This window comes from Bradyrhizobium liaoningense (assembly GCF_018130825.1).
Classification (GTDB): Bacteria; Pseudomonadota; Alphaproteobacteria; order Rhizobiales; family Xanthobacteraceae; genus Bradyrhizobium; species Bradyrhizobium liaoningense_B.
The window spans coordinates 148719-171383 of the sequence record NZ_JAFCJS010000003.1 but is presented as its reverse complement, the minus strand read 5'-3'; the positions used below and the strand labels follow the sequence as shown (position 1 = coordinate 171383).

Here is a 22665-nt window from a genome sequence, read left to right as displayed (position 1 = left end):
GAGAGGCCGACGCGCTCGCAGAGCGCGGCGGGTGAGGGTTTTCGCCACGCAGAGACTTCCTCAATAATCCCGACGCGGAAGCCCCCCCATCCCAACCCTCCCCCGCAAGCGGGAGAGGGGGCGCACCACCTTCGTGGCGATACCAAACGTGCCGCCGCATCCCCTGAACCTCACCCCCCGCAATCGCGACGAAGTGGCGTAGGCCCATCGGCCGCGTGCCACGTTGCCAACGCGAATTTCACGCAGCTCGCTGGACGAGGGCGCCGGAGCCAATGTGGAGCCGGCGCGATGGACCTGAAGGCAGATCTTGGAAGAGGTCCGAGCGACATGTTGCCGATTTTAGCCGAGCAGCGCCAAATGTACGTGCAGCAGGTCTTCGAAATGGCCGAACTCTTCGGCTTCGAAACCCGCAACAAGTATCGCATCCGCGATGAAAATGGCCGCGATCTGCTCTATGCGGCCGAACAGCAAAAGGGAATTCTCGGCTTCCTCGGACGCCAGGCATTTGGGCATTGGCGCTCTTTTGAGGTTCATTTTTTCGACGGCGCCCGACAGCCGGTCATGCGCGGGATTCATCCCTTCCGCTGGTTCTTTCAGTGTCTGGAGCTGCGTTCGCGCGACAGCCGCCTCATCGGAACCATCGAGCGTCAGTTTTCGATTCTCACCAAGACCTTCCATGTGCACGATGCGCAGGGGAGAGTGGTGCTCGAAGTCAGTTCGCCATTTTGGCGCGTATGGACCTTTCCGTTCATGCGCGGAGGGCGAGAGCACGCGCGCGTTGCGAAAAAATGGTCCGGCCTCGGCGCTGAACTTTTCACCGACCACGATAATTTTCTGGTGGAGTATCTGGAACGCAGCCTGACAGAAGATGAACGAGCGCTGGTTCTTGCGGCTGCGATCTACATCGATCTCATGTATTTCGAAGTCAAAGGCGAGGGCGGCGCAATCAATTTGTTCCGCAATTGAAACGCGATGTAAGCTCTCCGGCTTGCGGGAGAGGAAGCAGATCACCGTTGCGGCAACACCGAGCAACCGGGCTAGAGCCGCAGCCCCTGAACCTCACCCTCCGCCATCACGACCAAATGGCATGAACCCAGCGGCCAATTCCGGCCGGGACAGCGCCACGCCATGACCGCCTCCGCAACCAGCCCTGCCCTCCCCTCCCGCCGTCTCGGCGTGATTGGTAGCATCGTCGGCGTGCTGGCGCTGATCGCGGCCGTGTTGCCACATTGGGTCATCCCGGTGATCTACCCGCCACCGCCGGCGGACAAGGTGATCGTCGATACCGGCCATCGCCTGAAGGATCGCCTGATCGCGCGCGTCAAGGGCGTCGAGTACCAGGCCCCGCCGCGGGAGAAGTCGACGGGAAGCCAGTTGAGGGAGGCGTCCTCGATCGGTGCGATCTCGCTCGGCCTGCTTGCCATCCTGCTCTCGGTCCTGGCCCTCGTGTTTCGCGAGGAACGGCTCCTTTCAGGCGTCGCAGCCGCGCTCGGGGCCGGCGCCATTGCCGTCGAAATCTCCTTCCTGGCCATGGGCGTGCTGATGCTGATCGTCATTCTTTATGTGGTGGGAAATATCATCGGACTGCTTTGACGGGCGCCTGCCACGAACTCAGGTCCTCATCCTGAGGAGCCCGCGACAGCGGGCGTCTCGAAGGATAGCCGGGGGCGAAAGCCGGGCCTCTGATGGTTCGAGACGCGCGTTCCGCGCTCCTCACCATGAGGGTCTGGCGGCGTCTCCAAGGCCGGCAAGCAGGCTCCGAATCGCGCCCTGCACAATTGCTACCGCGCTCAATTCCCTATAGTTTCCGCCTCCAAAGCAGCCCGCCCCAACCCATCAGGACGGAGAGATCCCCGTGGCGCCCATCCAGTACATCGTCGAGGGCGGTCACCGGCTCTCGGGCTCGATCGAGCCGTCCGGCAACAAGAATTCGGCGCTGCCGATCATCGCCGCCGCTCTGCTCACCGAGCATCCGGTGACGCTGGAGAACGTGCCGCGGATCCGCGACACCGAGACGCTGGTCGAGCTGATCCGCTCGGTCGGCGCTTCCGCGGAATGGACCGCGCGCAACACGCTTCACATCCATGCCAAGAGCATCCGCGCCGCCGACCTCGACCCCGAGCTGTGCGTCCGCATCCGCGCCTCGATCCTGCTCGCCGGTCCCCTGCTCGCCCGCTGCGGCGAGGTGATGCTGCCGCCGCCGGGCGGCGACGTCATCGGCCGGCGCCGGCTCGACACCCATGTGCTGGCGCTCGAACAGCTCGGCGCGAAGGTCACCGCGACCGACCGGCTCGAATTCCGCGCGGCGAAGCTCGCCGGTGCCGACGTGTTCCTGGACGAGCCGAGCGTGACCGCGACCGAGAACGCGCTGGTGGCGGCGGTCGCCGCGGACGGCGTCACATATTTACGCAACGCCGCGTCCGAGCCGCATGTGCAGGACCTTGCCAACTTCCTGGTCGCGCTCGGCGCCAAGATCGAGGGCATCGGCACCAACACCATGGTCATCCATGGTCCGGCGACGCTGGGAGAAACGACCTACCGGATCCAGCCCGACCATATCGAGGTCGGCTCGCTGATCGGCCTTGCCGCCGTGACGCGCTCGCAGCTTCGCATCGTGCGATCGGGCGTCGAGCATCTGCGCTCGATCCGCATGGGTTTTGAGCGGCTCGGCATCGTCTGCCGGGTCGAGGGCGACGATCTCATCGTGCCATCCAATCAAACATTGAAGATCCAGGACGATTTCGGCGGCCATGTGCCCAAGCTCGAGGACCAGCCGTGGCCGGCCTTCCCGGCCGATTTGATGTCGATCGCGATCGTCACCGCCACGCAATGCGAAGGCGTGATCCTGATGTTCGAGAAGATGTTCGAATCCAGGATGTTCTTCGTCGACAAGCTGATCGCGATGGGCGCAAGAATTGTTCTCTGCGATCCTCATCGTGCCATCATCGCAGGCCCCAGCCGCCTGCGCGGCGCATCGATGATCTCGCCCGACATCCGCGCCGGCATGGCGATGCTGCTGGCCGCCGTCTGCGCCGAGGGCACGTCCACGATCAACAACGCCGACCAGATCGAACGCGGCTACGAGCGCATCGAGGAACGGCTGAACGCGCTGGGCGCGAAGATCAAGCGCGTGCCGGAACGGAAGAGCTGAGGTTCTTTCTTCCTTCTCCCCTTGCGGGAGAAGGTGGTGCCCTTCCCACAGTATCGTGGGGTGGGCAAAGCGAAGCGTGCCCACGGCTTCCATGCAGCATTTGACAGGTGGTGGGCACGGCGCAAGTGCGCCTTTGCCCACCCTACGATTCCGAGCTAGCGGATAGAGCATCCCACACCCATCTCGTGCCCCGGACGCAGCGCAGCACATCGGTGATGCGCTGCTGGCTTCTGGGTCCCGGCTCTGCGGAGCAGCGCTACGCGCTGCACTGCGTCCGGGACACGGGCCATGTTTTCGACGTGTGGCTGTGCTAATGAGCCGCCATGCTCGACACCGTCCAACATCAAGCGCAGCCGCAAGCCGGCGTGCCGCAAGGCCGTCTCGCCGACGAGTTCGTCGAGACGCTGCGGCTGGCCGTGCCGATGATGCTGACGCAGCTCGGGCAGATCGCGATGATCACGACCGATCTCGCGATGATCGGTCACCTCGGTGAGAGCGCGGTCGCCGCCGCCGCGCTGGCGCATACGGTCTATTTCGTCAGCTTCACCTTCGGGCTCGGCCTGATGTCCGCGGTGTCGCCGCTGGCGGCGCAGGCGTTCGGCGCCGGCGATGTCAGGCGCATCCGCCGCTCGCTGCGTGTCGGCCTTTGGGCCGCGCTGCTGATCTCGCTGCCGATGATGGCCTCGCCGCTCTATGGCGAGCAGATCCTGCTCGCGCTCGGTCAGGTGCCGCAATCGGCCGCGCTGGCGCAGCGCTACCTGAACGGCCTTGCCTGGGGCATTGCGCCGGCGCTCGGCTTCATCGCGCTGCGCAGCATGATGAGCGCGGTGAACCGGCCGCAGGCGCCGCTGTGGATCACGGTCGCGGCGATCCCGGTCAATGCCGTGCTGGTCTATGCGCTGATCCACGGCCGGTTCGGGCTGCCGGAGCTCGGCCTGTTCGGTGCGGGGCTTGGGACCACGCTGGTCAATCTCGGCACCTTCCTCGCCGCGCTCGCGATCGCAGGGCTGCGCAAACCGTTCGCCGACTATCATCCGCTCGCCCGTCTCTGGCGGATCGACTGGCCCTTGATGCACCAGCTCGTCGCGGTCGGCGCGCCGATCTCGTTTTCCCTGCTGCTGGAATACGGCCTGTTCTCCTCGGCCGCGCTGCTGATGGGGCTGATCTCGACCACGGCGCTCGCCGCGCACCAGATCGCGCTCCAGGTCACCGCCGTGCTGTTCATGGTGCCGCTGGGCATCAGCATGGCGGCAACAGTGCGCGTCGGCCACGCCTTCGGCCGCGACGACATGGTCGCGGTGAGGCGCGCGGGTCTCGTCGCAGCGGTGCTCGGGATCGCGTTCGTCTCCGCCCTGACCGTCGCGATCGTTCTCGGCCGCTACGAGCTCGGGCGGCTGTTCTTCGGCCGCGGCGAGGCCAGCGCGGCAACGGTGGAGCTGACGGCGACATTGCTGCTGGTCGGCGCGAGCTTCTTCATCGCCGACGGCCTCCAGACCATCATGGGCGGGGCGCTGCGCGGCATCAATGACACCCGGATGACGCTGGTGTTCGCGGCGATCGGCTATTGGTGCGTCGCCTTTCCCATCGCCTGGGTGCTGGCTTTCCACACGGGACTGGGCGCGGTCGGCGTCTGGATCGGCTTCTCGATCGGCTCGTTCGTCTATGCCGCCCTGTTGATCTTGCGCTTCCGGATGCTGGCGCGCAAACTGGCGGGATGATCGGGACGGTCCGCGAAGTCACCCCCAATGTCGACGCCGGCGCGGTGCTGGCGGGCGCGCAGTTCATCGATGCGTTTCGCGTCGAGATCGGCGCGGCGAGGATCGATGCGCGCGAGGCCTGCGTCCGGATGGTGCTGCACGGACCTCGCTGGATCGACGTGCTGCTGCGGCTGCGCAACATTCTGGTGACACCGTTCGGGCTGAAGACCTCGGGCGAAGGCGCGCCGGCGCCGCACGGCCTGATCGGCCTGTTTCCGGTGGTGAGCGAGACGCCGGAGCAGCTGGTCGCCGGCTTCAACGATTCTCATCTCGACTTCCGCCTCGTCGTCGAGGTCGCGGGCGATACCGCGAGCCGCCAGGTCACCTCGACCACGCTGGTGCGCACGCACAATCTTCTGGGCCGGAGCTACCTCGCCCTCATCATGCCCTTCCACAAGCTCGTGGTCCGCGGCATGATGGGACGCATCGTGGAGGCGGCCCGATGACGCTGTCCGTCGACCTCTTCTACTCCTACCGCAGTCCCTTCAGCTATCTGGCGCTGCCCAAGACACTGAAGCTGGTCAAAGAGTATGATCTCGCGGTGAACCTGCGTCCGGTCTATCCGCTGGCGATCCGCGTGCCGGGCTTCTTCAAGAAGACCAATCCGCAATTCATCCGCTACGTGGTCCTCGACAGCACGCGCGTGGCGGAGCATGAGGGCATTCCGTTCCGCTTTCCCCGGCCCAATCCGGTCGTGCAGGACCTGACGACGCTCGACGTCGCGGCCGAGCAGCCCTACATCCATCGCCTGACTCGCCTCGGCGCCATGGCGCAGCTTGAGGGACGCTCGCTCGCCTTCACAGACGCGATCGCCCGCGTGCTGTGGGACGGTTCGGTCTCGGGCTGGAACGAGGGCGACCATCTCGCACGCGCGGCCGAGAAGGCCGGCTTCGATCTCGCGGCCATGGATGAAGCGATCATCGCCGACCCGGATCGCTACGAGCAGGTGATCGCGGAGAACGAGAAGGACCACGCCGCCTCGGGCCATTGGGGCGTGCCGACCTTCGTGTTCGAGAACGAGCCGTTCTTCGGCCAGGACCGCATCGACCTGCTGCTCTGGCGCATGCAGGGCAAGGGCCTCGCGCGGCGTCAGCCCGGCTGACGTGAACCGGTTGCTTCGAGCGAGCGACTGAGACGTGGCGCCCCGATGCCGGCGGCGCCTTCGGAGGTCGCATGCATCTGGCAAAGTTCTTCCATCGCCCGCCCGGCGACGACGATCGCGAGCTGATGCTGATCGTGGGCAATGATCCCATGGTGATCGGCGTCCGCATGAACCGGGAGGACGATCCGGAATCGGATCAATATCTGCGCAAGGACTTTTCCGACATCGAGGACGCCGCCGCGGCGTTCCGCCGCCATGTCGCCGAGCTGGTCGCGGCGGGCTATGTCGAGACTGATCATACCGACTACACGCTGCGCGACCTCGGACCTGATCCGCAGGCCAAGCCGGACTGGCAGAAGGGCCTCGATGAGCTGATGATCCTGGTGCTCGGTTCGCCGCTGGCCGAGCAGGCGAAGCAGATCGCAGCGCTCAGGGGCACGCCGGCCGAGCACGAGCCGCTTTATCTGTTGCTCGCCGCCGATCACGGCAAGACCGCAGGCGAGGACTTCGCGCAGACCCTGCGCTATGCAGACCAGGCGCGCGCTGCGCTCAACGCACGGCGGGCTGCCGGACAGACGCATTATGCATGGTCCATCTCGGAGCGAGACCTCGAAGGAGAGATCCTGGAGTTGCTGAGCGGCCTCTATCTTCTCGCCAGCAATCCGGCCGCTGCGCTGGCGATCGTCGAGCATTTATGCCGGACCGCCCCGAGCCATGATCGCATTCGCCAGCGTGCCGAACTTCTCTGCGGCTTCTTTCCCGAACGGCGGGAGGAAGCCTTCGACGACGCCTATCAATGGTCGCGCTTCGGCGGCTACGACGTCATCATGCGGCTTCCCGAATATGCGGAATATGAAGCGCGGCGCAAGGCGGGGACATCGGCCAAGGGCTGGCGCTGGAGACCCGCCACGCCGGTCAGCGACGCGGATATCAGCGCTGCGGAGCAGACGCTCGGCGTCCGGCTGCCCGACGACTATCGCGACTTCCTGCGGACCCGGGGCGAGACCGAACTGCTGGTGCGCCTGCCCGAATCCTCCTCCGAGCTGCGCTTCTATGCGCCGGGCGAGCTCGCCGCGCAGCTGCGCAATGTCCTCGACTTCATCGCCTATTCAGAGGACGAGCTCGAAGAGGCCTGCGCCTATTTCCGGAAGGCGTACGGCGTTTCATTGAAGCATCTGATTCCGATCGCCGAACCCTCGCAGGTCAGCCGCTGCCTGCTGCTCCATCTCGAGCCCGGCGAGCGCTATGGCTGGTGCTTCCAATGGGATCACGACGGCGCTTGGGAATTGGAGCAGAAGCAGCCGAGCTTCGACATCGCGCTGAAAGCGCTGACGGACGGCATCGAGCGGCGCGATGCAACGCAGCTCGCGTTCTTCGATCTTTAGCACTCTATTTTGACGCGTTTTCTTCGCGAACCGGCATCCACTTCGCTTGAAAACGCTCTGCTTACTCCGCCACGCGCACGGACTTGTCGGTTGCGATTTCCGACCATTCGCCGACGACGCGGTCGAGATCGCAGAGATTCTGGTGCATCTGCTCCAGGGAGAAGCCGAGCGCGAAGAAGCGCTCGGCGGTGTCGCCGGGATGACCGCGGATCAGGCCGTCATGACGGACGGATGCGACCGCCTCGGCGTAATGCTGAAGCGCGACGTGCACGGGATGGATCGGCGGCGCTCCGGCGCCCTCGCGCAAGGCCGCGGCGGCCGAGCGCAGGAAGCGCGCGATCACGGTCGAGACCTCATTCAAGGGAGCTGCAAGCCGCATCTGCACCTCGACCGGCAGCGGCACCACCGTGGCGCGACCGATCATCACGACGTCGTGGCGCAGCCGCAGCACGGTGCGCAGCAGCGGGCCGGTGTCGGGCCCGCTCGACAGCCGCGCGGCACGCTCGCGCTCGGCCTCGGCGCCGATCGCATTCATGCCGACCATCGCCGTGCCGATGCCGTCCTGGATAAGGTGCAGCGCGTCGTTGTCGCGGCCGCGCGTCAGGCCGGCGAGCAGCTCGGTGAGGGCATCCGCGATCAGCTCGAGCAATTGCGCGGCGGCGGCGCGAATCTGCCGCACCGCGCGCGAGGGCAGCACCAGGAACGAGACCAAGAGGCCCGTGATGGCGCCGACGCCGACCTCGCTGACGCGGTCGATCGCCGAGGTCATGGGATCGGAATGATGCATGGTCGGAACCAGCAGCACGATCACCGCGGTGACGGTGGCGGCGCTCAGGCTCGGATTGATCGCGGCGATGAAGGCGAGCGGGGCGACCGAGAGTACGAGCAGACCGAGCAGGCCCGCCTCGCTCGAATAGGGGATCATGATCGCAATCGTGCCGCCATAGATGGCGCCGCCGATCGTGCCCAGCACGTAGTCGCGCGTCGCCTTCAGCGAGCGGCCAACGCTCATCTGGGTCACGATCAGCGAGGTCAGCACCGCCCAGAGCGGCAATAGCAGATGCAACGCGGTGGCGATGGCATAGGCCGCGGTCGCGGCCACCGTGACCCGGATCGCGAGCCCCAGTTGCGTGCGCCGCGACCGGATCCGCTCGAACACCTTCCCTGCGAATGCCATGCTCGACTATCCCGGTCCGATCCTCATACGCCCAAGCAAAAGCATAGCTGATGCCCGCGGCCGCAAGGCCGCTTGAAAGGCCAAATCAGCCCGCCTAACTTGCCCGCCAAAACGAGGAAACATGATGGCCCACGAAACCGCAACGCTCGCCGCCTACGTCTTCAATCTGAAATACCAGGATATTCCGGCGGAGGTGCTGGAGCGGGCAAAAGTGCTGACGCTGGACTTCCTCGGCAGCGCCATCCGGGCACGGCGCGAGGCGGAATCGACCCCATCGATGCTGAAGATGCTGGAGGCGCTGGCGCTCGACACCAAAGGCGAGTCCACCGTGTTCGGCGACACCAAGACCTGGACGCCCGCGGTCGCGGCGCTCCTCAACGGCGCGCTCGGCCATTCCCTCGACTTCGACGACACCCACGCCGATTCCTCGCTGCATCCGAGCGCGCCGGTGGTTCCAGCCGCCTTTGCCGTCGGCGAGATGGTGGGTGCCTCCGGGCGCGACGTGCTCACCGCGATCGTTGCGGGTTATGAGGTGTGCTGCCGGCTCGGCAACGCGCTCGACCCGACCTCGCATTATGCGCGCGGCTTCCATCCGACCGCGACCGCGGGCACCTATGGCGCCGCCGCGGCGGCCGGCAAGCTGTTCGGCCTCAGCGAGCAGCAGCTGATCGCCGCGTTCGGCGTCTCCGGCAGCCAGGCCGCGGGCTCGCTGCAATTTTTGGTCAACGGCGCCTGGAACAAGCGCTACCAGGTCGGCGCCGCCGCGATGAACGGCGTGATCGCCGCGACGCTGGCGCGCAACGATTTCGTCGGCGCGACCGAATCGGTCGAGGGCAAGCACGGCCTGCTCGCCGGCTACACCGACGACGCGCATCCGGACAAGGCGGTGGCCGAGCTCGGCAAGACCTATGAGACCATGAAGATCGGCGTGAAGCCGTATCCGAGCTGCCGCTACACCCATGCCGCGATCGACGCGCTGATCGCGATGCGGCGCGAGCACAATCTGACGCCGGACCAGGTCAAGCGCGTCGAGATCGGTTTGCATCGGAACGGCATCACGCTGACCGGCGATGCCGCGACCAAGCGCCACCCGCGCTCGATCGTCGGCGGCCAGTTCTCGATGTTCTTCACCGGCGCGCTCGCGCTCGACCAGGGCTCGTTCGGCTGGGATGACTATGGCCGCCTTGGCGACGCCGCGATCGACGCGCTCGCCGACAAGTTCGACGTGGTCCAGGACGATCGCCTCGAGGTCGGCCGCACCCATCCCTTTGGCGCGCGCGTCAGCATCACCACGGACGACGGCGTCCATGAGCGGCTTTATGCCGATCCGTCCGGAGAGCCGACCTCGTTCCCGGACACCCAGGCGATGCAGCAGAAGTTTTTGACGCTGGCCCGCCCGGTGCTGAATGCGCGGGCGGAGAAATTTGCCGATGCGATCATGACGCTGGAGCGGTTCGATCGCGTGGCCAAGGCGACGGAGTTGGGGAGGTAAGAGCTAGAGCCGCAGCCGCTTCTCACCCTCCCCTGGAGGGTAAGAAAGACCTCAATTCACCCCGCTAACTTTCCTTTCTCGCGCGTCGCCGCCACCACGTCGCGCACCAGATCGAACACGCCGTCGGCTTGCGGCGGCGCGTTCGGCGAGCGCCCCATCCGCACGATCACCAGTTTCTCCGAGGGGATCACGATGGTGTACTGCCCGATCGTGCCCTTGGCGAAGAAGGCATCGCGCGGCCAGCCATGCTCGACGCGAAATTTTGCGCCAAAGCTGTCGCCCTGATTGGTCCAGAAGCCGGCGCCGATGCCGACCCACGCGTTTGGCGTCGCCGTCGCGGAGTAGTTCACCCAGCCCTCGGGGAGGATGCGTTTGCCGCCGACAACGCCGTCATTGAGATAGAGCTGGCCGAAGCGCGCCCAGTCGCGTGCGGAGGCGAGCATCTCGCCCGACCCTTCGATCGTGCCGGAGCCATCGAGCTGGAGCACGGCATGGCGCATGCCGAGCGGCGCGAACAATTCGCGGCGCGCGAAGCGCAGCGCGTCTGCGGGACTGCCACCGGCAGCAACGCGGATCAGGTGCGAGAGAATGAGCATGTTGCCGTCGTGATAGTTCCACGCGGTGCCGGGCGCGGTCTCGAGCGGGATGGTCTCAGCATAGGCGGCCATGTCCTTCTCCACGAACTTCATCCGGTTGACCGGCTCGAAGGCGGAGCCGAGCGAGGCCTCCAGCGAGCTGCCGAGCGCAAGGCCCGCGGTGTGGCGCAGCAGCTGATCGACGGTGATGGCATGGCGGGGATCATCGGGATCTTTCCAGGCGGCGACCGGCGCGGGTCCGTCGAGCTTCAGCCTGCCCTGCCGCACCTTCACGCCGATCAGGGCGGAGACCACCGATTTCGTCATGGAGAAACCGAGCAGCGGCGTCTCGGGTGCGATGCCGTCGGCGTAGCGCTCGGCGATGACGCGGCCGGCCTTCATCACGACGATGGCGCGGGTGCGGCGGTACGGCGGCTGCGCGGGTTCGGTGAAGGCACGGTCGAGCGCGACAGCCAGCTCGGGGCTTTGCGGCGGAACGACCGAGGAGAAGGAGGCGATCTCGGGCAACAATGCCGGCTGCCTCTCGTCCGCCGGCGGCTCGACGGCGGCAACGCCGGCGCCGTGCTCGAGCGTGCAGCCGAGGCCCTCGCGATAGACGGCGTGGCTGCGGCCGATGCCGAACAGCGTGACCGTGACGTCCTTGCGCACGCGATCGACCCGGGTGTCCATCGCCCAGGTGATGAGGCTGGTCCCGGGCATGGCGTCGGTGGTCTCGGTGAAGTTGTGGCTGGGATCGAGGCCGGAGACGAAGGTCTCGGAGCAGAGGATGTCGGCAACGAACCCGGTCGCGACCTTCGGGACGTCGCGGGCCCGGGCGGCGCCGAGCACGAGGCCGGCGGCGGCGATGGTGGTGGTGAGGAGGATGATCTTGCGGCGGCGGGTCACGGGCTTTCTCCGGCTGGGGGATGTGGCTGCAGGAAGCGGGATGCGGACGGTGGATGCTCGCCGGATTTGGAAAATGGGCTGGCTGAAACTGGGCGAGGCTGGCCGATTTTGGAATAGGCAAGCTATTTCAAAGCCTTGTCTTCCAGGGAAAGTTATCGCCGCGGCGGTCCGCTCCCTCTCCCCGCAGGCGGGGAGAGGCGAAGGACCCATCACGCAACCCCGACCTTCAGCCGCCGGTACTCCGTCGGCGTCACGCCCGTCACCGCCTTGAAGGCGCGGTTGAAGGGGCCGAGCGACTGGAAGCCGGCGTCCATGGCGATGGTGATGACGGGGACCTCGGCCTGGGCGGGATCGGCGAGCGCGGCCTTGGCCTCCTCGATACGGTGGTTGTTCAGGAACACATTGAAATTGCGGTAGCCGAGCCGCTGGTTGATGAGCCGGCGCAACCGGTATTCGGGAATTTTCAGCCGGCCCGCCAGCACGCCGATGGTGATGTTCTCCTGGCGATAGATCCGCTCGTCCGCCATCAGGCGCATCAGCGCATCGATGAGCTTTTGGTCGGCGGCGTCATCGGCCGCAGGCTGACTGAAAACGTCAGGGGGTGCGGGCTCCGCCGCGGCCGGAAACAGATCCGCCCCGTCAACGCGCATCATGGCATAGACGATTCCCGCGACGATGCAGGCGAGCACGCCGGCATTGATGGTTTCGGCGACATCGCTGACGTGCTGGCCGGCGACCGCGATCTGGAGCACCGCGTTCAGCCCGCCATAGAGCGCGGTTGCGCAGACGATGAAGACGCGAACGCGGCGGCGTCGCTCGACCAGGTCGGCCGGCCAGGAGGCGATCATCTGCCCGACCGCAAGCGCGATGAAACCGAGCACGATCAGATTGACCATCGTCACCGAGAACCGCACATGGCCGCTGGGTGCAATCCAGACGCAACCTGCGAAGCTGAAAGCCGTCACCAGCGCCCAGACCCATCCGTGCCACCAGCGAAGGCGAAACTCATCGTCGAACAGGGAGCTTGTGAACAGCCAGAACACCACGACGGTGCCTGTCGATAACGCGATCAGCGGTGCATGCAGGAGCGGGATCGGTGACGTGACGTCCACCGAATAGCTCGCCGCATGCGCGGCCGAGCCGAGCGCGAAGGCCGCACCGAGGCGGGCTGCCAGCACGTTGCGGAAATCCGAGACCAATGACGTCGCCAGCACCAGCAGCAGCGCGACGCTGGCAGCACGGAAGACGAGCTCGGTTGCAGCAAGTGTCATCGGGCGATGCGATCGGGCGCGGTGGAATTTCGCCGAACATCGTTCGTTGCGCCCCTTTTTTCAAGGACCATCCGCATCCACAACTGTCATCGCCCGGTTTCACGGACCGTAGGGTGGGCAAAGCGGAGCGTGCCCGCGGCTTCTTCTCGATCGGAGAAAGATGGTGGGCACGGCGCTAATGCGCCTTTGCCCACCCTACGACCGCTCGTCGTGGAGCACGACAGCGGAATACAGCGCTATCGCACCTGTGACGTCGGGTCCCGGCTTTGTCGCGACGGCGCTGCAAATTCCTGCTACCATCGCGCGCAAGAAAGCCAAAAAGGAGCCCACCCATGAGCTGGATGCCCGACAACGATCCCGTGCTCGGCGATCCCAAATCCTGCGATGCGCTCGATCTCGTCATCGTGCCACGCACGCGCGACCTCGGCGACGGCTTTGCGGTGCGCCGGGCACTGCCGCACGGCAAGCGGCAGATGGTCGGGCCCTTCATCTTCTTCGATCATTTCGGCCCGGTGCAGTTCGTCTCCGGCAAGGGCATGGACGTGCGGCCGCATCCGCATATTGGCCTAGCCACCGTCACCTATCTGTTCGATGGCGCGATCATGCATCGCGACAGCGAGGGCAACGTCCAGGAGATCGCGCCCGGCGCGATGAATTTGATGACCGCCGGGCGCGGCATCGCGCATTCCGAGCGCACGCCGGATGCGCAGCGCGCCTCGGGCCAGAAGATGCTGGGCCTGCAAAGCTGGATCGCGCTGCCGGCGGGATCCGAGGAAATCGCGCCGTCGTTCCAGCATTATGCGGCGGGCGATCTGCCGATGATCTCCGAGCGCGATTTCACCGCGCGGGTGATCGCGGGCTCCTCCTTCGGCATCACCTCGCCTGTCACGATGGTGTCGCCCTGGTTCTACACCGAGGTCACGGCCGCCGAAGGGGCGAGCGTGCCGCTCGACCCCGATCATGAGGAGCGCGCGATCTATCTCGTCGACGGCGAGGTCGAGATTGCGAACGAACGCTATGAGGGGCCGCGGCTCCTCATCTTCCGGCCCGGCGACCGCATCACGGTGAAAGCGCTCAAGGCGACGCGGATGATGTTTCTCGGCGGCGATGCATTGGAGGGCCCGCGCCACATCTGGTGGAATTTCGTCTCCTCCAGCAAGGAGCGGATCGAGCAGGCCAAGCAGGACTGGAAAACCGGCCGCTTCGCGGCGGTTCCGCAGGAACATGAGTTCATTCCGCTGCCGGAATAGGCTAATCCGGTCTCCGGCCGTGCCATCAGGCGCGGCCGGATGTCCTGCTCGAAAGATCTTCCGATGACCGCCATGCTCTCCAGCGACCTGCCCCTGACCAAGATCGGGCGCGGCAAGGTGCGCGATATCTATGCCGTCGACGACGACCGCCTGCTGCTGCTCACCACGGACCGCATCAGCGCCTTCGACGTCGTGATGGGCGAGACCATTCCGATGAAGGGCGCGGTGCTGACGCAGATCAGTGCGTTCTGGTTCGGCAAGCTCGAGGGCGTGGTGCCGCATCACATGATCAGCGCCGACACCGACGAGATCATCGCGGCCGTGCCTGTCCTGAAGCCGCACCGCGCCGAGATCCTCGGCCGCGCCATGCTGTGCAAGCGCACCACCGTGTTCCCGATCGAATGCGTGATCCGCGGCTATCTCTCGGGTTCGGCCTGGAAGGAATATGCGGCCTCAGGCACGCTCGCGGGCGAAAAGCTGAAGGCGGGCCTCGTCGAAAGCGAGAAGCTGGACCCGGCGATCTTCAGCCCGGCGACCAAGGCCGAGACCGGGCACGACGAGAACATCACCATCGCGAAGATGCGCGACGTGGTCGGCGAGGAGGTCGCCTACACGCTCGAGAGCATGACGCGCGCGATCTACACGCTCGGCGAGGAGCTGGCGCGCGAGCAGGGCATCATCATCGCCGACACCAAGTTCGAGTTCGGCCGCGACAAGAACGGCCGCATCATCCTGATCGACGAAGTCATGACGCCGGATTCTTCGCGGTTCTGGGCGGTCGATGCCTACAAGCCCGGCCAGCCGCAGGCGAGCTTCGACAAGCAACCCTTGCGCGACTATCTCGACGTCGAGCGCCGCGCCGGCCGCTGGAACGGCGATGCCCCACCGCCGCCACTGCCGGCGAGCGTGGTGGAGGCGACCAGCAAAAGGTATCTGGAAGCGTATCGGCGCGTGACGGGGACGGAGTTGAAGATTTAAGCCTATCCGTCGTCCCGGCCTAGCGCGCAATTGCGCACGGGGGGCCGGGACGACGGTTGAGCATGAGGCTGCACCGTCACCGCAGTAGAGGGGGCTGCACCGTCACCGCAGCAAAAACCGCCGGATATTTCATAGCGACAAGAAGCCTGTTGCGCTAAGCCTGTCGTCGTCTCAAACAGGATTTTTCAGGGGCGAGCGCCAGGACGTGACCGACCCAGCGATGACTCTCAGTCCGCACCCGCGGTTCAAGCCGGTTCTCAAGCGTGCGCTGAACGACATACTGGGTGGCAGCGCTGCCAGCGTCCTGACCATCACCTTCGGACTCTCCTACGCATTGCTGATCTTTACGGGCCCGCTGTCGCCCTATCTGTCCTACGGCATCGCGGCGACCTTCATCAGCTCCGCGGCGCTTGCCGCCGTCGTCGCGCTCGGCAGCTCCCTGCCCTTCGCGGTCGCCGCCCCTGATAGCTCGACCGCCGCCGTGACGGGAATTCTGGCGGCCTCGGTGCTCGAACGAATCGAGGCCGCCAACCCGTCGACGCCGCTGTTGTCGGCGATCCTGATCACAATCGGCCTGTCGACGGTGCTGACCGGATTGGTGCTGTGCGGATTGGGCCTGACGCGGATGGGCCGCGCCATCCGCTACGTGCCCTACCCCGTGGTCGGCGGCTTCCTCGGTGCCACCGGACTCCTGATCGTCATGGGTGCGATCCGCGTCATCACCGATCATCCCGTCGCGACGCTGCTGCATTTCGTCAACGGCACGACATTGCTGGAGCTCGGTGCCGCCTGCGTCATGGCGCTGGTGCTGTATCTGACCTGGCATCGCTCGCGCAGCCCTTTCGGCCTGCCGGTCATCCTGGTCGGCGGCGTACTCACGGCGCATCTGGCATTCTGGGTCACCGGCATCTCGCTCGGCGAGGCCCGCGCTCTGGGCTGGACGTTCCAGGCGCCGCCGCAGGCGGCCTTCATGATGCCCTGGCATGCCGAGGGTCTCATCCACTATCCCTGGTTCGCCGTACCCGACCTGCTCGCCAATTTCGTCGCCGTCATCTTCGTCACGGCTTCGAGCACGCTGTTCAACACCACCGGGATCGAAGTCGCCGTGCATCGCGAAGCCAATCTGGAACGCGAGCTGAACGTCACCGGCGCCGCCAACATGCTGACAGGCGCGCTCGGCGGCTATGCCGGCTGCATCTCGATCAGCCGCTCCGTCCTCAATTTCAGCAGCGGCGGCCGCGGCCGTCTGTCCGGCCTCACCGTCGCGGCGCTGTCGCTGCTGATGCTGGCGATCGCGCCGCAGCTGCTCGGCTTCATCCCGAAATTCGTGCTAGGCGGCCTGCTGCTCTATCTCGGCGCCGACCAGCTGCACAAATGGATCATCGAATCGCGCAGGCGGCTTTCGAAGCTCGAATATCTCTCGCTGCTCGCGATCATCGCGATCATCGTGACCTGGGGTTTCGTGCCGGGCATCCTGATCGGCGTGATCATCGGCTGCGCCACGTTTGCGTTCAGCGCCGCAAGGGTGGAGTCGATCAAATACAGCTTCGACGGCTCGGAATATCGCTCTTCGCTCGACCGTTCCCGCGACGACCAGGACGTGCTGCTGGCCCATGGCGGCAAGATCCAGGGCCTGAACCTGCAGAGCTATCTGTTCTTCGGCTCCGCCAACCGGCTCTACCAGCACGTCAAGCAGCTGCTGCAGGAGCGTCCCGAATGCCGCTTTCTGCTGTTCGACTTCAAGCTCGTCACCGGGGTGGATTCGTCGGCCGCCTACAGCTTTGCCCAGATCAAGCGCAGCGCGGCCGATCTCGGCGTCGAGCTGATCCTGGTGCATCTGTCGACCTCGGCCGAGAAGGTGCTGCGCGCCAGCGACTTCATCGGCGAGGGCGTCACCATCATCCCCGAGCTCGATCACGCACTGGAATGGTGCGAGAACGAGATCATCTCGCAGCATCAGGACCTGGCGCGGGAAGAAGCCAGCCTGCGGGACTGGTTCGCGCGCATCCTCGGCAGCGAGGACGATGCCGACGAGCTGATCCGCCGCTGCCAGCGCATCGAGGTCGAGGCCGGCGAGGTCATCGTGAACGCCGGAGACCCCGCCGATTCCATGCATTTCATCCTCGACGGCCGCGTCGGCATCATGATCCCCGCCGACGACGGCCGCACCACGCGCGTGCGCAGCCTCGGCCGCTACACCACGATCGGCGAGATGGGCCTGGTCTCACGCACGCCGCGGAGCGCGACGATCCAGGCCGAGGTCGACAGCGTGCTCTACGTGCTCAACATCCACCAGTTCGACGCGATCAAGTCCGAAGCCCCCGCGCTCAGCAACAAGCTGCTGACCTATTTCGTGTCGGTCATGGCCGAGCGGCTGACATTTGCGAACCGGATGATTGCGGTGTTGAGGCGGTAAGAGCGGCGTAGACCGGATGGAGCGCAGCGATATGCGGGAGCTGAGACCCCGGATGTCGCTGCGCTCATCCGGGCTACGATGCTAAGGCGGCAAAGCCGTTAGCGCGCCACAACCTCGGTGTCGTCCTGGCGAAAGCCAAGACCCATACCGCGGAATCTATCGATTGCGAGCGGTGCAAGTACCGGAATCTTCGCCACTTCTCCCTGGGGCAATGGGTCCTGGCTTTCGCCAGGACGACGAAGGAGAACGCGTCAGATGAGCTCCGCGGACCAGGGCTCATGACAGATCTCGAACGACCGTCCCTTCTTCGACAGCCGCGCGAACCCGGGGAAATTCAGGTGCATTCCGGCGACGAGCTCGCCGGTCGCAGAGACTCTTTCCAGCATTTTCGTTCGGGTCTCTGCCGCCGCCTGCGGATCCGCGTCGAACGCGATCGTCACCTCGGGTCTTTGCACCTGGATGTCCGGATAATGAACGATGTCACCCCAGATGAGCAGGGACGCAGCGCCGCCATCGATCCGATAGCCGCTATGCCCCGGCGTATGGCCGGGCAGATGTTCGATCATGATGCCGGGCGCGACTTGCCCCGCGCTGACCGTCCGGCGCCGGGCGCCATAGGCCGCGAATGCGGCGCGGGCGGCGTGAAAGAACGGCTTGACCGGATCCGGGGCCTGATTGAGGTTCGCATCATCCGTCCAGAAAGCGAATTCGGCGTCGTGCATCACGATTTCGGCGTTGGGAAACTGGGGCGCCGACGGCAACGCTCCGACGAGACCTCCGATGTGATCCGGATGGGCGTGGGTCAGGAGAACCTGGTCGATTGCGAGCGGATCCACGTTGGCCGCAGCAAGCGAGGTGTGCAGTCGCCCGCCCCACCCGTTGATGCCGCCGCCACCGCCATCCACCAATATGGTCCGGCCCTTTCCCTCGATCAGATAGGCGCTGACGGTCATCGCGGATGACGAAGGACGTCCCGCCGCCACCGTCATGCTCATCGCCTCATCGGGTCCTATTCCGGACAGGAAGTCGAACGGCACACCGACGATGCCATCGACGATAGCGGTGACGACATAGTCGCCGATCTTCCGCCGGTTCAGGCCGGGAGCCTGCCATTTGTTCGCGTTCGTCATTCCATCACCCCTAACTGCGTTGCGCGTCTCAAACAGTGACGACGATTTTTCCGATCTGCTCGTTCGACTCCAGGAAGCGCGTCGCCTCCTGGATCTGTTCGAACTTGAAGCTTCGGGAGATCAGCGGCTTCAGCGTCCCGGATGAAAGGCCATCCGAGATGAACTGCTTCGCCCGCGCCAGCGCGTCGTCGTCAGCCACGACTTCGTTGTACAAATATCCCTTGATCGTCAGGCTCTTCCGAAGCACGGCGAATTGGGGGAAAGCGCCAATGTCCGGGCTCAAGGCACCGTATTCGAGCAGAATTCCCCGATGAGACATCGCATTCGCCAATTGCTCGATGGCGGGGCCGCCGATCGGATCGAAGACGACGCGCGCTCCCTTGCCGCTCGTGATCTCCATCACCCGCGAGACGAGATCCGCCTCAGCGGTTGCGACGACGTGATGGGCACCTGCATCCAACAGCGCCTTGCTTTTCGCGGAAGTCCGCGTCGTCGCGATGACCGTTGCTCCCACCGCGCGCGCGATCTGAAACGCCGCAGTCCCGACGCTGCTGGATGCCGCCGTGACGATCACATAGTCGCCCGCCGTCAGCTTCGCTTGCTCGATCAGCGCGCCCCACGCGGTGACGTACTTCATCCACGACGCAGCGGCTTGCTCGAAGGTGAGGTTTTCGGGATGCACCACCAGATGGCGGGCCGGAATGTTGATGACTTCGCCATAGGTGCCCCATCGCGCCATATCTTCCGTCGGAATGACACTCACCGACTGGCCCGGACGGAAATCGCTCACCGACGAGCCAACCGCTTTGACGACACCGGCAGCCTCATAGCCCAATCGGCTGGGCAGCTGTGCCTGCTGGACGTAGGCGTTGCGGCGAAACATGATCTCGGCGCGATTGAGCCCGATCGCGCGCACGTCGATCTGGACTTCGCCCGCATCGGGAGCCGCGACATCGACGTCCTCGATCTTGAGAACGTCGGGGTCACCATAGTCGTGAAAGCGAACAACGCGAGCCATCTGCTGCCTTTTCGGATCATTCGGAGCAGCTGGGAAATAGCCTCGCCATTTGTTCTTCAGAAGCGACGAAATTCGGACTTGATTGTTATATAATAAGATAACAATCGAGGACGAGCCCGATTGACCCGCACGGCGGAGACGAATGGACTTTCTGCAGCAATTGAGGGTCTTCGTGGCCGTGGCGGAGAACAGGAGCTTCACGCGGGCGGCCGAGGCCCTGCGCGCGACCCGTCCAACGGTCACGAACGCCGTGAACGAACTGGAAGCGTCAATCGGCGCAAGGCTGCTGCATCGAACGACGCGCCAGACCTCGCTGACGAGTGAAGGACGGTTGTTTCATGATCGCGCGGTCGCAATATTGAACGAGGTCGGGCAAGCGCGGAACCTGTTTGGCGGCGTGGGCGATGCTCCGAAAGGACGCCTGCGCGTCGACATCCCGGTCGCGATCGCGAAACCGCTGATCATTCCCAATCTTCCGGACTTCCAGGCGAAATACCCGGATATCGATCTCATTCTTGGCGTCAGCGATCAGCCGGTCGATCTGATCGCTGAGGGTGTCGATTGTGTCTTGAGGATAGGCGATCTGCCGGTCAGCAGTCTCGTCGGGCGCGTTCTCGCCAAGATGGCCATGCTGATCTGCGCATCACCGGCCTACCTCGACAGGTACGGCACTCCGGAAAGTGTCGAGGACCTCAGCGATCATCTCGCGGTCAACTATTTTTCAGGCAGGGGCCATATCGCCATCCCCTGGCGTCTCCCGCAGGGACCCGGCGAGCGCGAACTGCGCCTTGAAACAGGCATCCTCGTGAACGACACGGAAGCCTTCCTTGCGTGCGCTCTCGCCGGCATGGGGCTTATTCAGGTGCCCGGTTGCGTCGTCAAAGACTACTTGAAGAGCGGAGAGCTTGTGCGGGTCCTCCCGAAATTGCGGCCGGTCCATCGCCCGCTGTCGATCATGTTTCCGGCACGCGAGCATTTGGCTCCGCAAGTGCGGGTCTTCATCGATTGGGCGAAGAGCATCGTCGTCGGTGTGGACAGTCCGTGGATCAGCCCACCCTGACGACGCGGTCTTCGCGTGCCCGCGACGACGACGGGCCTCACACCCCCGCCATCATCACGTATTTGATCTCGACATATTCTTCCATGCCGTGACGCGAGCCTTCACGGCCGAGGCCGCTTTCCTTGACGCCGCCGAAGGGCGCGACTTCCGTGGTGATCAGGCCGGTGTTGACGCCGACCATGCCTGATTCCAGCGCTTCGGCGACGCGCCAGACGCGGCCGAGATCGCGGGAGTAGAAGTAGGAGGCAAGACCAAACGGCGAGGCGTTGCACATCGCGATGACATCGGCTTCTTCCTTGAAGCGGATCACAGGCGCGAGCGGGCCGAAGGTTTCTTCCTGCGACACCAGCGAGTCCGGCTTGACGTCGGCGAGCACCGTCGGCTCGAAGAAGGAGCGTCCGAGCTCGCTGCGCTTGCCGCCGGTGACGACCTTGGCGCCGCGCTTCACGGCATCCGCGATGTGCCGCTCGACCTTGTCGACCGCCTTCATGTTGATCAGAGGCCCCTGCGTGACGCCGCTCTCGGTGCCGTCGCCGATCTTCATCGCCGCGACCTTCTTCGAGAGCTTCTGCACGAACGCGTCGTAGATCTTGTCCTGGGCGTAGATGCGGTTGGCGCAGACGCAGGTCTGGCCCATGTTGCGATACTTCGAGACGATCGCGCCTTCGACGGCAGCATCGATGTCGGCGTCATCGAACACGATGAACGGTGCGTTGCCGCCGAGCTCGAGGCCGAGCCGCTTCACGCCGACCGAGGCCTGCTGGTAGAGGATCTTGCCGACCGCGGTCGAGCCGGTGAAGCCGACGAAGCGCACCGCGGGATGCTCGCACAGCACCTTGCCGATCGGCGGCGCATCGCCGGTGATGATGTTGAGCACGCCCTTGGGGATGCCGGCCTTCTCGGCGAGCACGGCCAGCGCCAGCGCCGACAGCGGCGTCTCGTTGGCGGGCTTGAGCACCACGGTGCAGCCCGCGGCCAGCGCCGGCGAGACCTTTCGGGTGATCATCGAGTTCGGGAAATTCCACGGCGTGATCGCGCCGCAGACGCCGATCGGCTGCTTGATCGCGAGCAGACGCGCATCGGGCCGCTGGCTCGGAATGGTCTCGCCATAGACGCGGCGGGCTTCCTCGGCGAAGAACTCGATATAGGCGGCACCGATATCGACCTCGCCGAGCGCCTCGGAGAGCGGCTTGCCCTGCTCGGAGGTGAGGATCAGCGCGAGATCCTCGCGATTGGCGGTGATCAGCTCGAACCATTTGCGCAAAATGTTGGAGCGCTGCTTGGCGGTGTGCTTGGCCCAGGCCGGGAAGGCACGCTCGGCGGCCTCGACCGCCCTGGTCGTGTCGTCCGCGCCAAGCTGCGGGACCTTTGCGAGCTCGACGCCAGTGGCGGGATTGTTGACGGCAAAGACCGGCGTGCCGACCCAGGCGCCGTCGATATAGCAGGCTTCCTTCAGCAGCGAGGGGTCCTTCAACCGGTCGCGCAGGGTGGCGGTGGCTTGCGTGGCGCGGGCGGCGGCAGTCGGGGTCATGGCGTTCTCCCTGAGGGCGATCGGATTGGCCCGGAATATAGGGACAGGCGGCGCGCAATGCACGGCCCCGCAACGCACAGCTGATGGCAGTTAAACTCGCAGCGGCCTTACGCCGCGCCGCTCATATAGGTCTCGCGCCGGCCGATCATGCGCTCGGCGGCTGCCTTGGCGTCGGCCTTCGAGGACGTCGCGCAGGTCCGGTATTCGAGATCGGGAACGTCGGAGGTGTCGCGGCGACCGAACCAGGATTTCGAGCCGACCGGCAGCAGCGCCAGCGACTGCGCCAGATTGTCGACCGCGCCGAACGAATAGAGTGCGCCGGTGCCGGCGACACGGACCTCGTAAATGCCGGGCGAGATCGGCGCCTCAAGGTTGTCGCCCCGTCCGGGACGGGGATAGCGCTTCCATTCGCTCCAGGTCGAAATCATTTGAGGTCCCCCGCGGCCGGGTACCGGCCGCCAAATTT

The 22665-nt window shown here is 65.3% G+C and carries 19 protein-coding genes; 12 read left to right on the top strand and 7 right to left on the bottom strand.

The annotated features are described in order from the left end of the window. Window positions 1–288: 288 nt before the first annotated feature. The 7 genes from JQ603_RS14310 to JQ603_RS14280 all read left to right on the top strand — a co-directional run bounded on the left by JQ603_RS14310 (window position 289) and on the right by JQ603_RS14280 (window position 7395). Window positions 289–966, top strand: a complete 678-nt coding sequence (locus JQ603_RS14310) for a phospholipid scramblase-related protein (protein ID WP_212340280.1) — start codon at window positions 289–291, stop codon at window positions 964–966. A gap of 162 nt (window positions 967–1128) precedes the next feature. Continuing rightward, entirely contained in the window at window positions 1129–1593 is a 465-nt protein-coding gene (locus JQ603_RS14305) for a hypothetical protein (RefSeq protein WP_212340278.1), read from the top strand. A 262-nt stretch (window positions 1594–1855) separates the two neighbouring features. Beyond that, window positions 1856–3151, top strand: coding sequence for a UDP-N-acetylglucosamine 1-carboxyvinyltransferase (gene murA / locus JQ603_RS14300; RefSeq protein ID WP_212340270.1), 1296 nt, complete (start codon window positions 1856–1858; stop codon window positions 3149–3151). 323 nt (window positions 3152–3474) lie between these two features. Further along, window positions 3475–4869, top strand: coding sequence for an MATE family efflux transporter (locus JQ603_RS14295; protein ID WP_212340266.1), 1395 nt, complete (start codon window positions 3475–3477; stop codon window positions 4867–4869). Beyond that, on the top strand, window positions 4866–5354 hold the full coding sequence (locus JQ603_RS14290) for a DUF2867 domain-containing protein (protein ID WP_212340264.1): 489 nt from the start codon (window positions 4866–4868) through the stop codon (window positions 5352–5354). The genes JQ603_RS14295 and JQ603_RS14290 overlap by 4 nt, the downstream gene beginning before the upstream one ends. Then, window positions 5351–6010, top strand: coding sequence for a 2-hydroxychromene-2-carboxylate isomerase (locus JQ603_RS14285; protein WP_212340262.1), 660 nt, complete (start codon window positions 5351–5353; stop codon window positions 6008–6010). Before JQ603_RS14290 ends, JQ603_RS14285 begins: the two co-directional genes overlap by 4 nt. Before the next feature lie 71 nt (window positions 6011–6081). Continuing rightward, complete coding sequence (locus JQ603_RS14280) at window positions 6082–7395, top strand: SMI1/KNR4 family protein (protein WP_212340260.1); 1314 nt, start codon at window positions 6082–6084, stop codon at window positions 7393–7395. Window positions 7396–7456: 61 nt separating this feature from the next. Here the strand turns inward: JQ603_RS14280 and JQ603_RS14275 are convergent, their stop codons facing one another. Further along, on the bottom strand, window positions 7457–8572 hold the full coding sequence (locus JQ603_RS14275) for an FUSC family protein (RefSeq protein WP_212340258.1): 1116 nt from the start codon (window positions 8570–8572) through the stop codon (window positions 7457–7459). 124 nt (window positions 8573–8696) lie between these two features. On the opposite strand from JQ603_RS14275, the gene JQ603_RS14270 reads away from it, so the two are divergent. Next, window positions 8697–10064 carry an MmgE/PrpD family protein gene (locus tag JQ603_RS14270; RefSeq protein WP_212341518.1) on the top strand — a complete coding sequence of 456 codons (1368 nt, stop codon included), beginning with the start codon at window positions 8697–8699 and terminating at the stop codon, window positions 10062–10064. Between the two features lie 56 nt (window positions 10065–10120). On the opposite strand, the gene JQ603_RS14265 is transcribed toward JQ603_RS14270, so the two are convergent. Next, entirely contained in the window at window positions 10121–11545 is a 1425-nt protein-coding gene (locus tag JQ603_RS14265; RefSeq protein WP_212340256.1) for a serine hydrolase domain-containing protein, read from the bottom strand. Window positions 11546–11754: 209 nt separating this feature from the next. Further along, entirely contained in the window at window positions 11755–12816 is a 1062-nt protein-coding gene (locus JQ603_RS14260; RefSeq protein WP_212340254.1) for an AraC family transcriptional regulator, read from the bottom strand. A gap of 332 nt (window positions 12817–13148) precedes the next feature. Between JQ603_RS14260 and JQ603_RS14255 the strand changes: the two genes are divergently transcribed. From JQ603_RS14255 to JQ603_RS14245, 3 genes are all read left to right on the top strand, one after another. Beyond that, window positions 13149–14066: a pirin family protein gene (locus tag JQ603_RS14255; protein WP_212340252.1), complete on the top strand. Its 918-nt coding sequence runs from the start codon at window positions 13149–13151 to the stop codon at window positions 14064–14066. 63 nt (window positions 14067–14129) lie between these two features. After that, entirely contained in the window at window positions 14130–15044 is a 915-nt protein-coding gene (locus JQ603_RS14250; protein WP_212340250.1) for a phosphoribosylaminoimidazolesuccinocarboxamide synthase, read from the top strand. A gap of 205 nt (window positions 15045–15249) precedes the next feature. Next, complete coding sequence (locus JQ603_RS14245) at window positions 15250–17460, top strand: SulP family inorganic anion transporter (protein WP_433996641.1); 2211 nt, start codon at window positions 15250–15252, stop codon at window positions 17458–17460. Between the two features lie 251 nt (window positions 17461–17711). On the opposite strand, the gene JQ603_RS14240 is transcribed toward JQ603_RS14245, so the two are convergent. Further along, complete coding sequence (locus tag JQ603_RS14240; RefSeq protein ID WP_212340246.1) at window positions 17712–18590, bottom strand: MBL fold metallo-hydrolase; 879 nt, start codon at window positions 18588–18590, stop codon at window positions 17712–17714. A gap of 28 nt (window positions 18591–18618) precedes the next feature. After that, window positions 18619–19608, bottom strand: a complete 990-nt coding sequence (locus JQ603_RS14235) for a zinc-dependent alcohol dehydrogenase family protein (protein WP_212341517.1) — start codon at window positions 19606–19608, stop codon at window positions 18619–18621. Between the two features lie 142 nt (window positions 19609–19750). Between JQ603_RS14235 and JQ603_RS14230 the strand changes: the two genes are divergently transcribed. Next, window positions 19751–20668, top strand: coding sequence for a LysR family transcriptional regulator (locus tag JQ603_RS14230; RefSeq protein ID WP_212340244.1), 918 nt, complete (start codon window positions 19751–19753; stop codon window positions 20666–20668). A gap of 37 nt (window positions 20669–20705) precedes the next feature. On the opposite strand, the gene JQ603_RS14225 is transcribed toward JQ603_RS14230, so the two are convergent. Both JQ603_RS14225 and JQ603_RS14220 read right to left on the bottom strand, forming a co-directional pair. Further along, window positions 20706–22199 carry an NAD-dependent succinate-semialdehyde dehydrogenase gene (locus JQ603_RS14225; protein ID WP_212340243.1) on the bottom strand — a complete coding sequence of 498 codons (1494 nt, stop codon included), beginning with the start codon at window positions 22197–22199 and terminating at the stop codon, window positions 20706–20708. Window positions 22200–22306: 107 nt separating this feature from the next. After that, window positions 22307–22627, bottom strand: coding sequence for a hypothetical protein (locus tag JQ603_RS14220; RefSeq protein ID WP_063685845.1), 321 nt, complete (start codon window positions 22625–22627; stop codon window positions 22307–22309). Between the last annotated feature and the right edge of the window lie 38 nt (window positions 22628–22665).

Bases quoted from the DNA above. Each gene is read 5' to 3' on its own strand.
- JQ603_RS14310 (WP_212340280.1), top strand. From the start codon at position 289: ATGGACCTGAAGGCAGATCTTGGAAGAGGTCCGAGCGACATGTTGCCG.
- JQ603_RS14305 (WP_212340278.1), top strand. From the start codon at position 1,129: ATGACCGCCTCCGCAACCAGCCCTGCCCTCCCCTCCCGCCGTCTCGGC.
- JQ603_RS14295 (WP_212340266.1), top strand. From the start codon at position 3,475: ATGCTCGACACCGTCCAACATCAAGCGCAGCCGCAAGCCGGCGTGCCG.
- JQ603_RS14290 (WP_212340264.1), top strand. From the start codon at position 4,866: ATGATCGGGACGGTCCGCGAAGTCACCCCCAATGTCGACGCCGGCGCG.
- JQ603_RS14285 (WP_212340262.1), top strand. From the start codon at position 5,351: ATGACGCTGTCCGTCGACCTCTTCTACTCCTACCGCAGTCCCTTCAGC.
- JQ603_RS14280 (WP_212340260.1), top strand. From the start codon at position 6,082: ATGCATCTGGCAAAGTTCTTCCATCGCCCGCCCGGCGACGACGATCGC.
- JQ603_RS14275 (WP_212340258.1), bottom strand. From the start codon at position 8,572: ATGGCATTCGCAGGGAAGGTGTTCGAGCGGATCCGGTCGCGGCGCACG.
- JQ603_RS14270 (WP_212341518.1), top strand. From the start codon at position 8,697: ATGGCCCACGAAACCGCAACGCTCGCCGCCTACGTCTTCAATCTGAAA.
- JQ603_RS14260 (WP_212340254.1), bottom strand. From the start codon at position 12,816: ATGACACTTGCTGCAACCGAGCTCGTCTTCCGTGCTGCCAGCGTCGCG.
- JQ603_RS14255 (WP_212340252.1), top strand. From the start codon at position 13,149: ATGAGCTGGATGCCCGACAACGATCCCGTGCTCGGCGATCCCAAATCC.
- JQ603_RS14250 (WP_212340250.1), top strand. From the start codon at position 14,130: ATGACCGCCATGCTCTCCAGCGACCTGCCCCTGACCAAGATCGGGCGC.
- JQ603_RS14240 (WP_212340246.1), bottom strand. From the start codon at position 18,590: ATGACGAACGCGAACAAATGGCAGGCTCCCGGCCTGAACCGGCGGAAG.
- JQ603_RS14235 (WP_212341517.1), bottom strand. From the start codon at position 19,608: ATGGCTCGCGTTGTTCGCTTTCACGACTATGGTGACCCCGACGTTCTC.
- JQ603_RS14230 (WP_212340244.1), top strand. From the start codon at position 19,751: ATGGACTTTCTGCAGCAATTGAGGGTCTTCGTGGCCGTGGCGGAGAAC.
- JQ603_RS14225 (WP_212340243.1), bottom strand. From the start codon at position 22,199: ATGACCCCGACTGCCGCCGCCCGCGCCACGCAAGCCACCGCCACCCTG.
- JQ603_RS14220 (WP_063685845.1), bottom strand. From the start codon at position 22,627: ATGATTTCGACCTGGAGCGAATGGAAGCGCTATCCCCGTCCCGGACGG.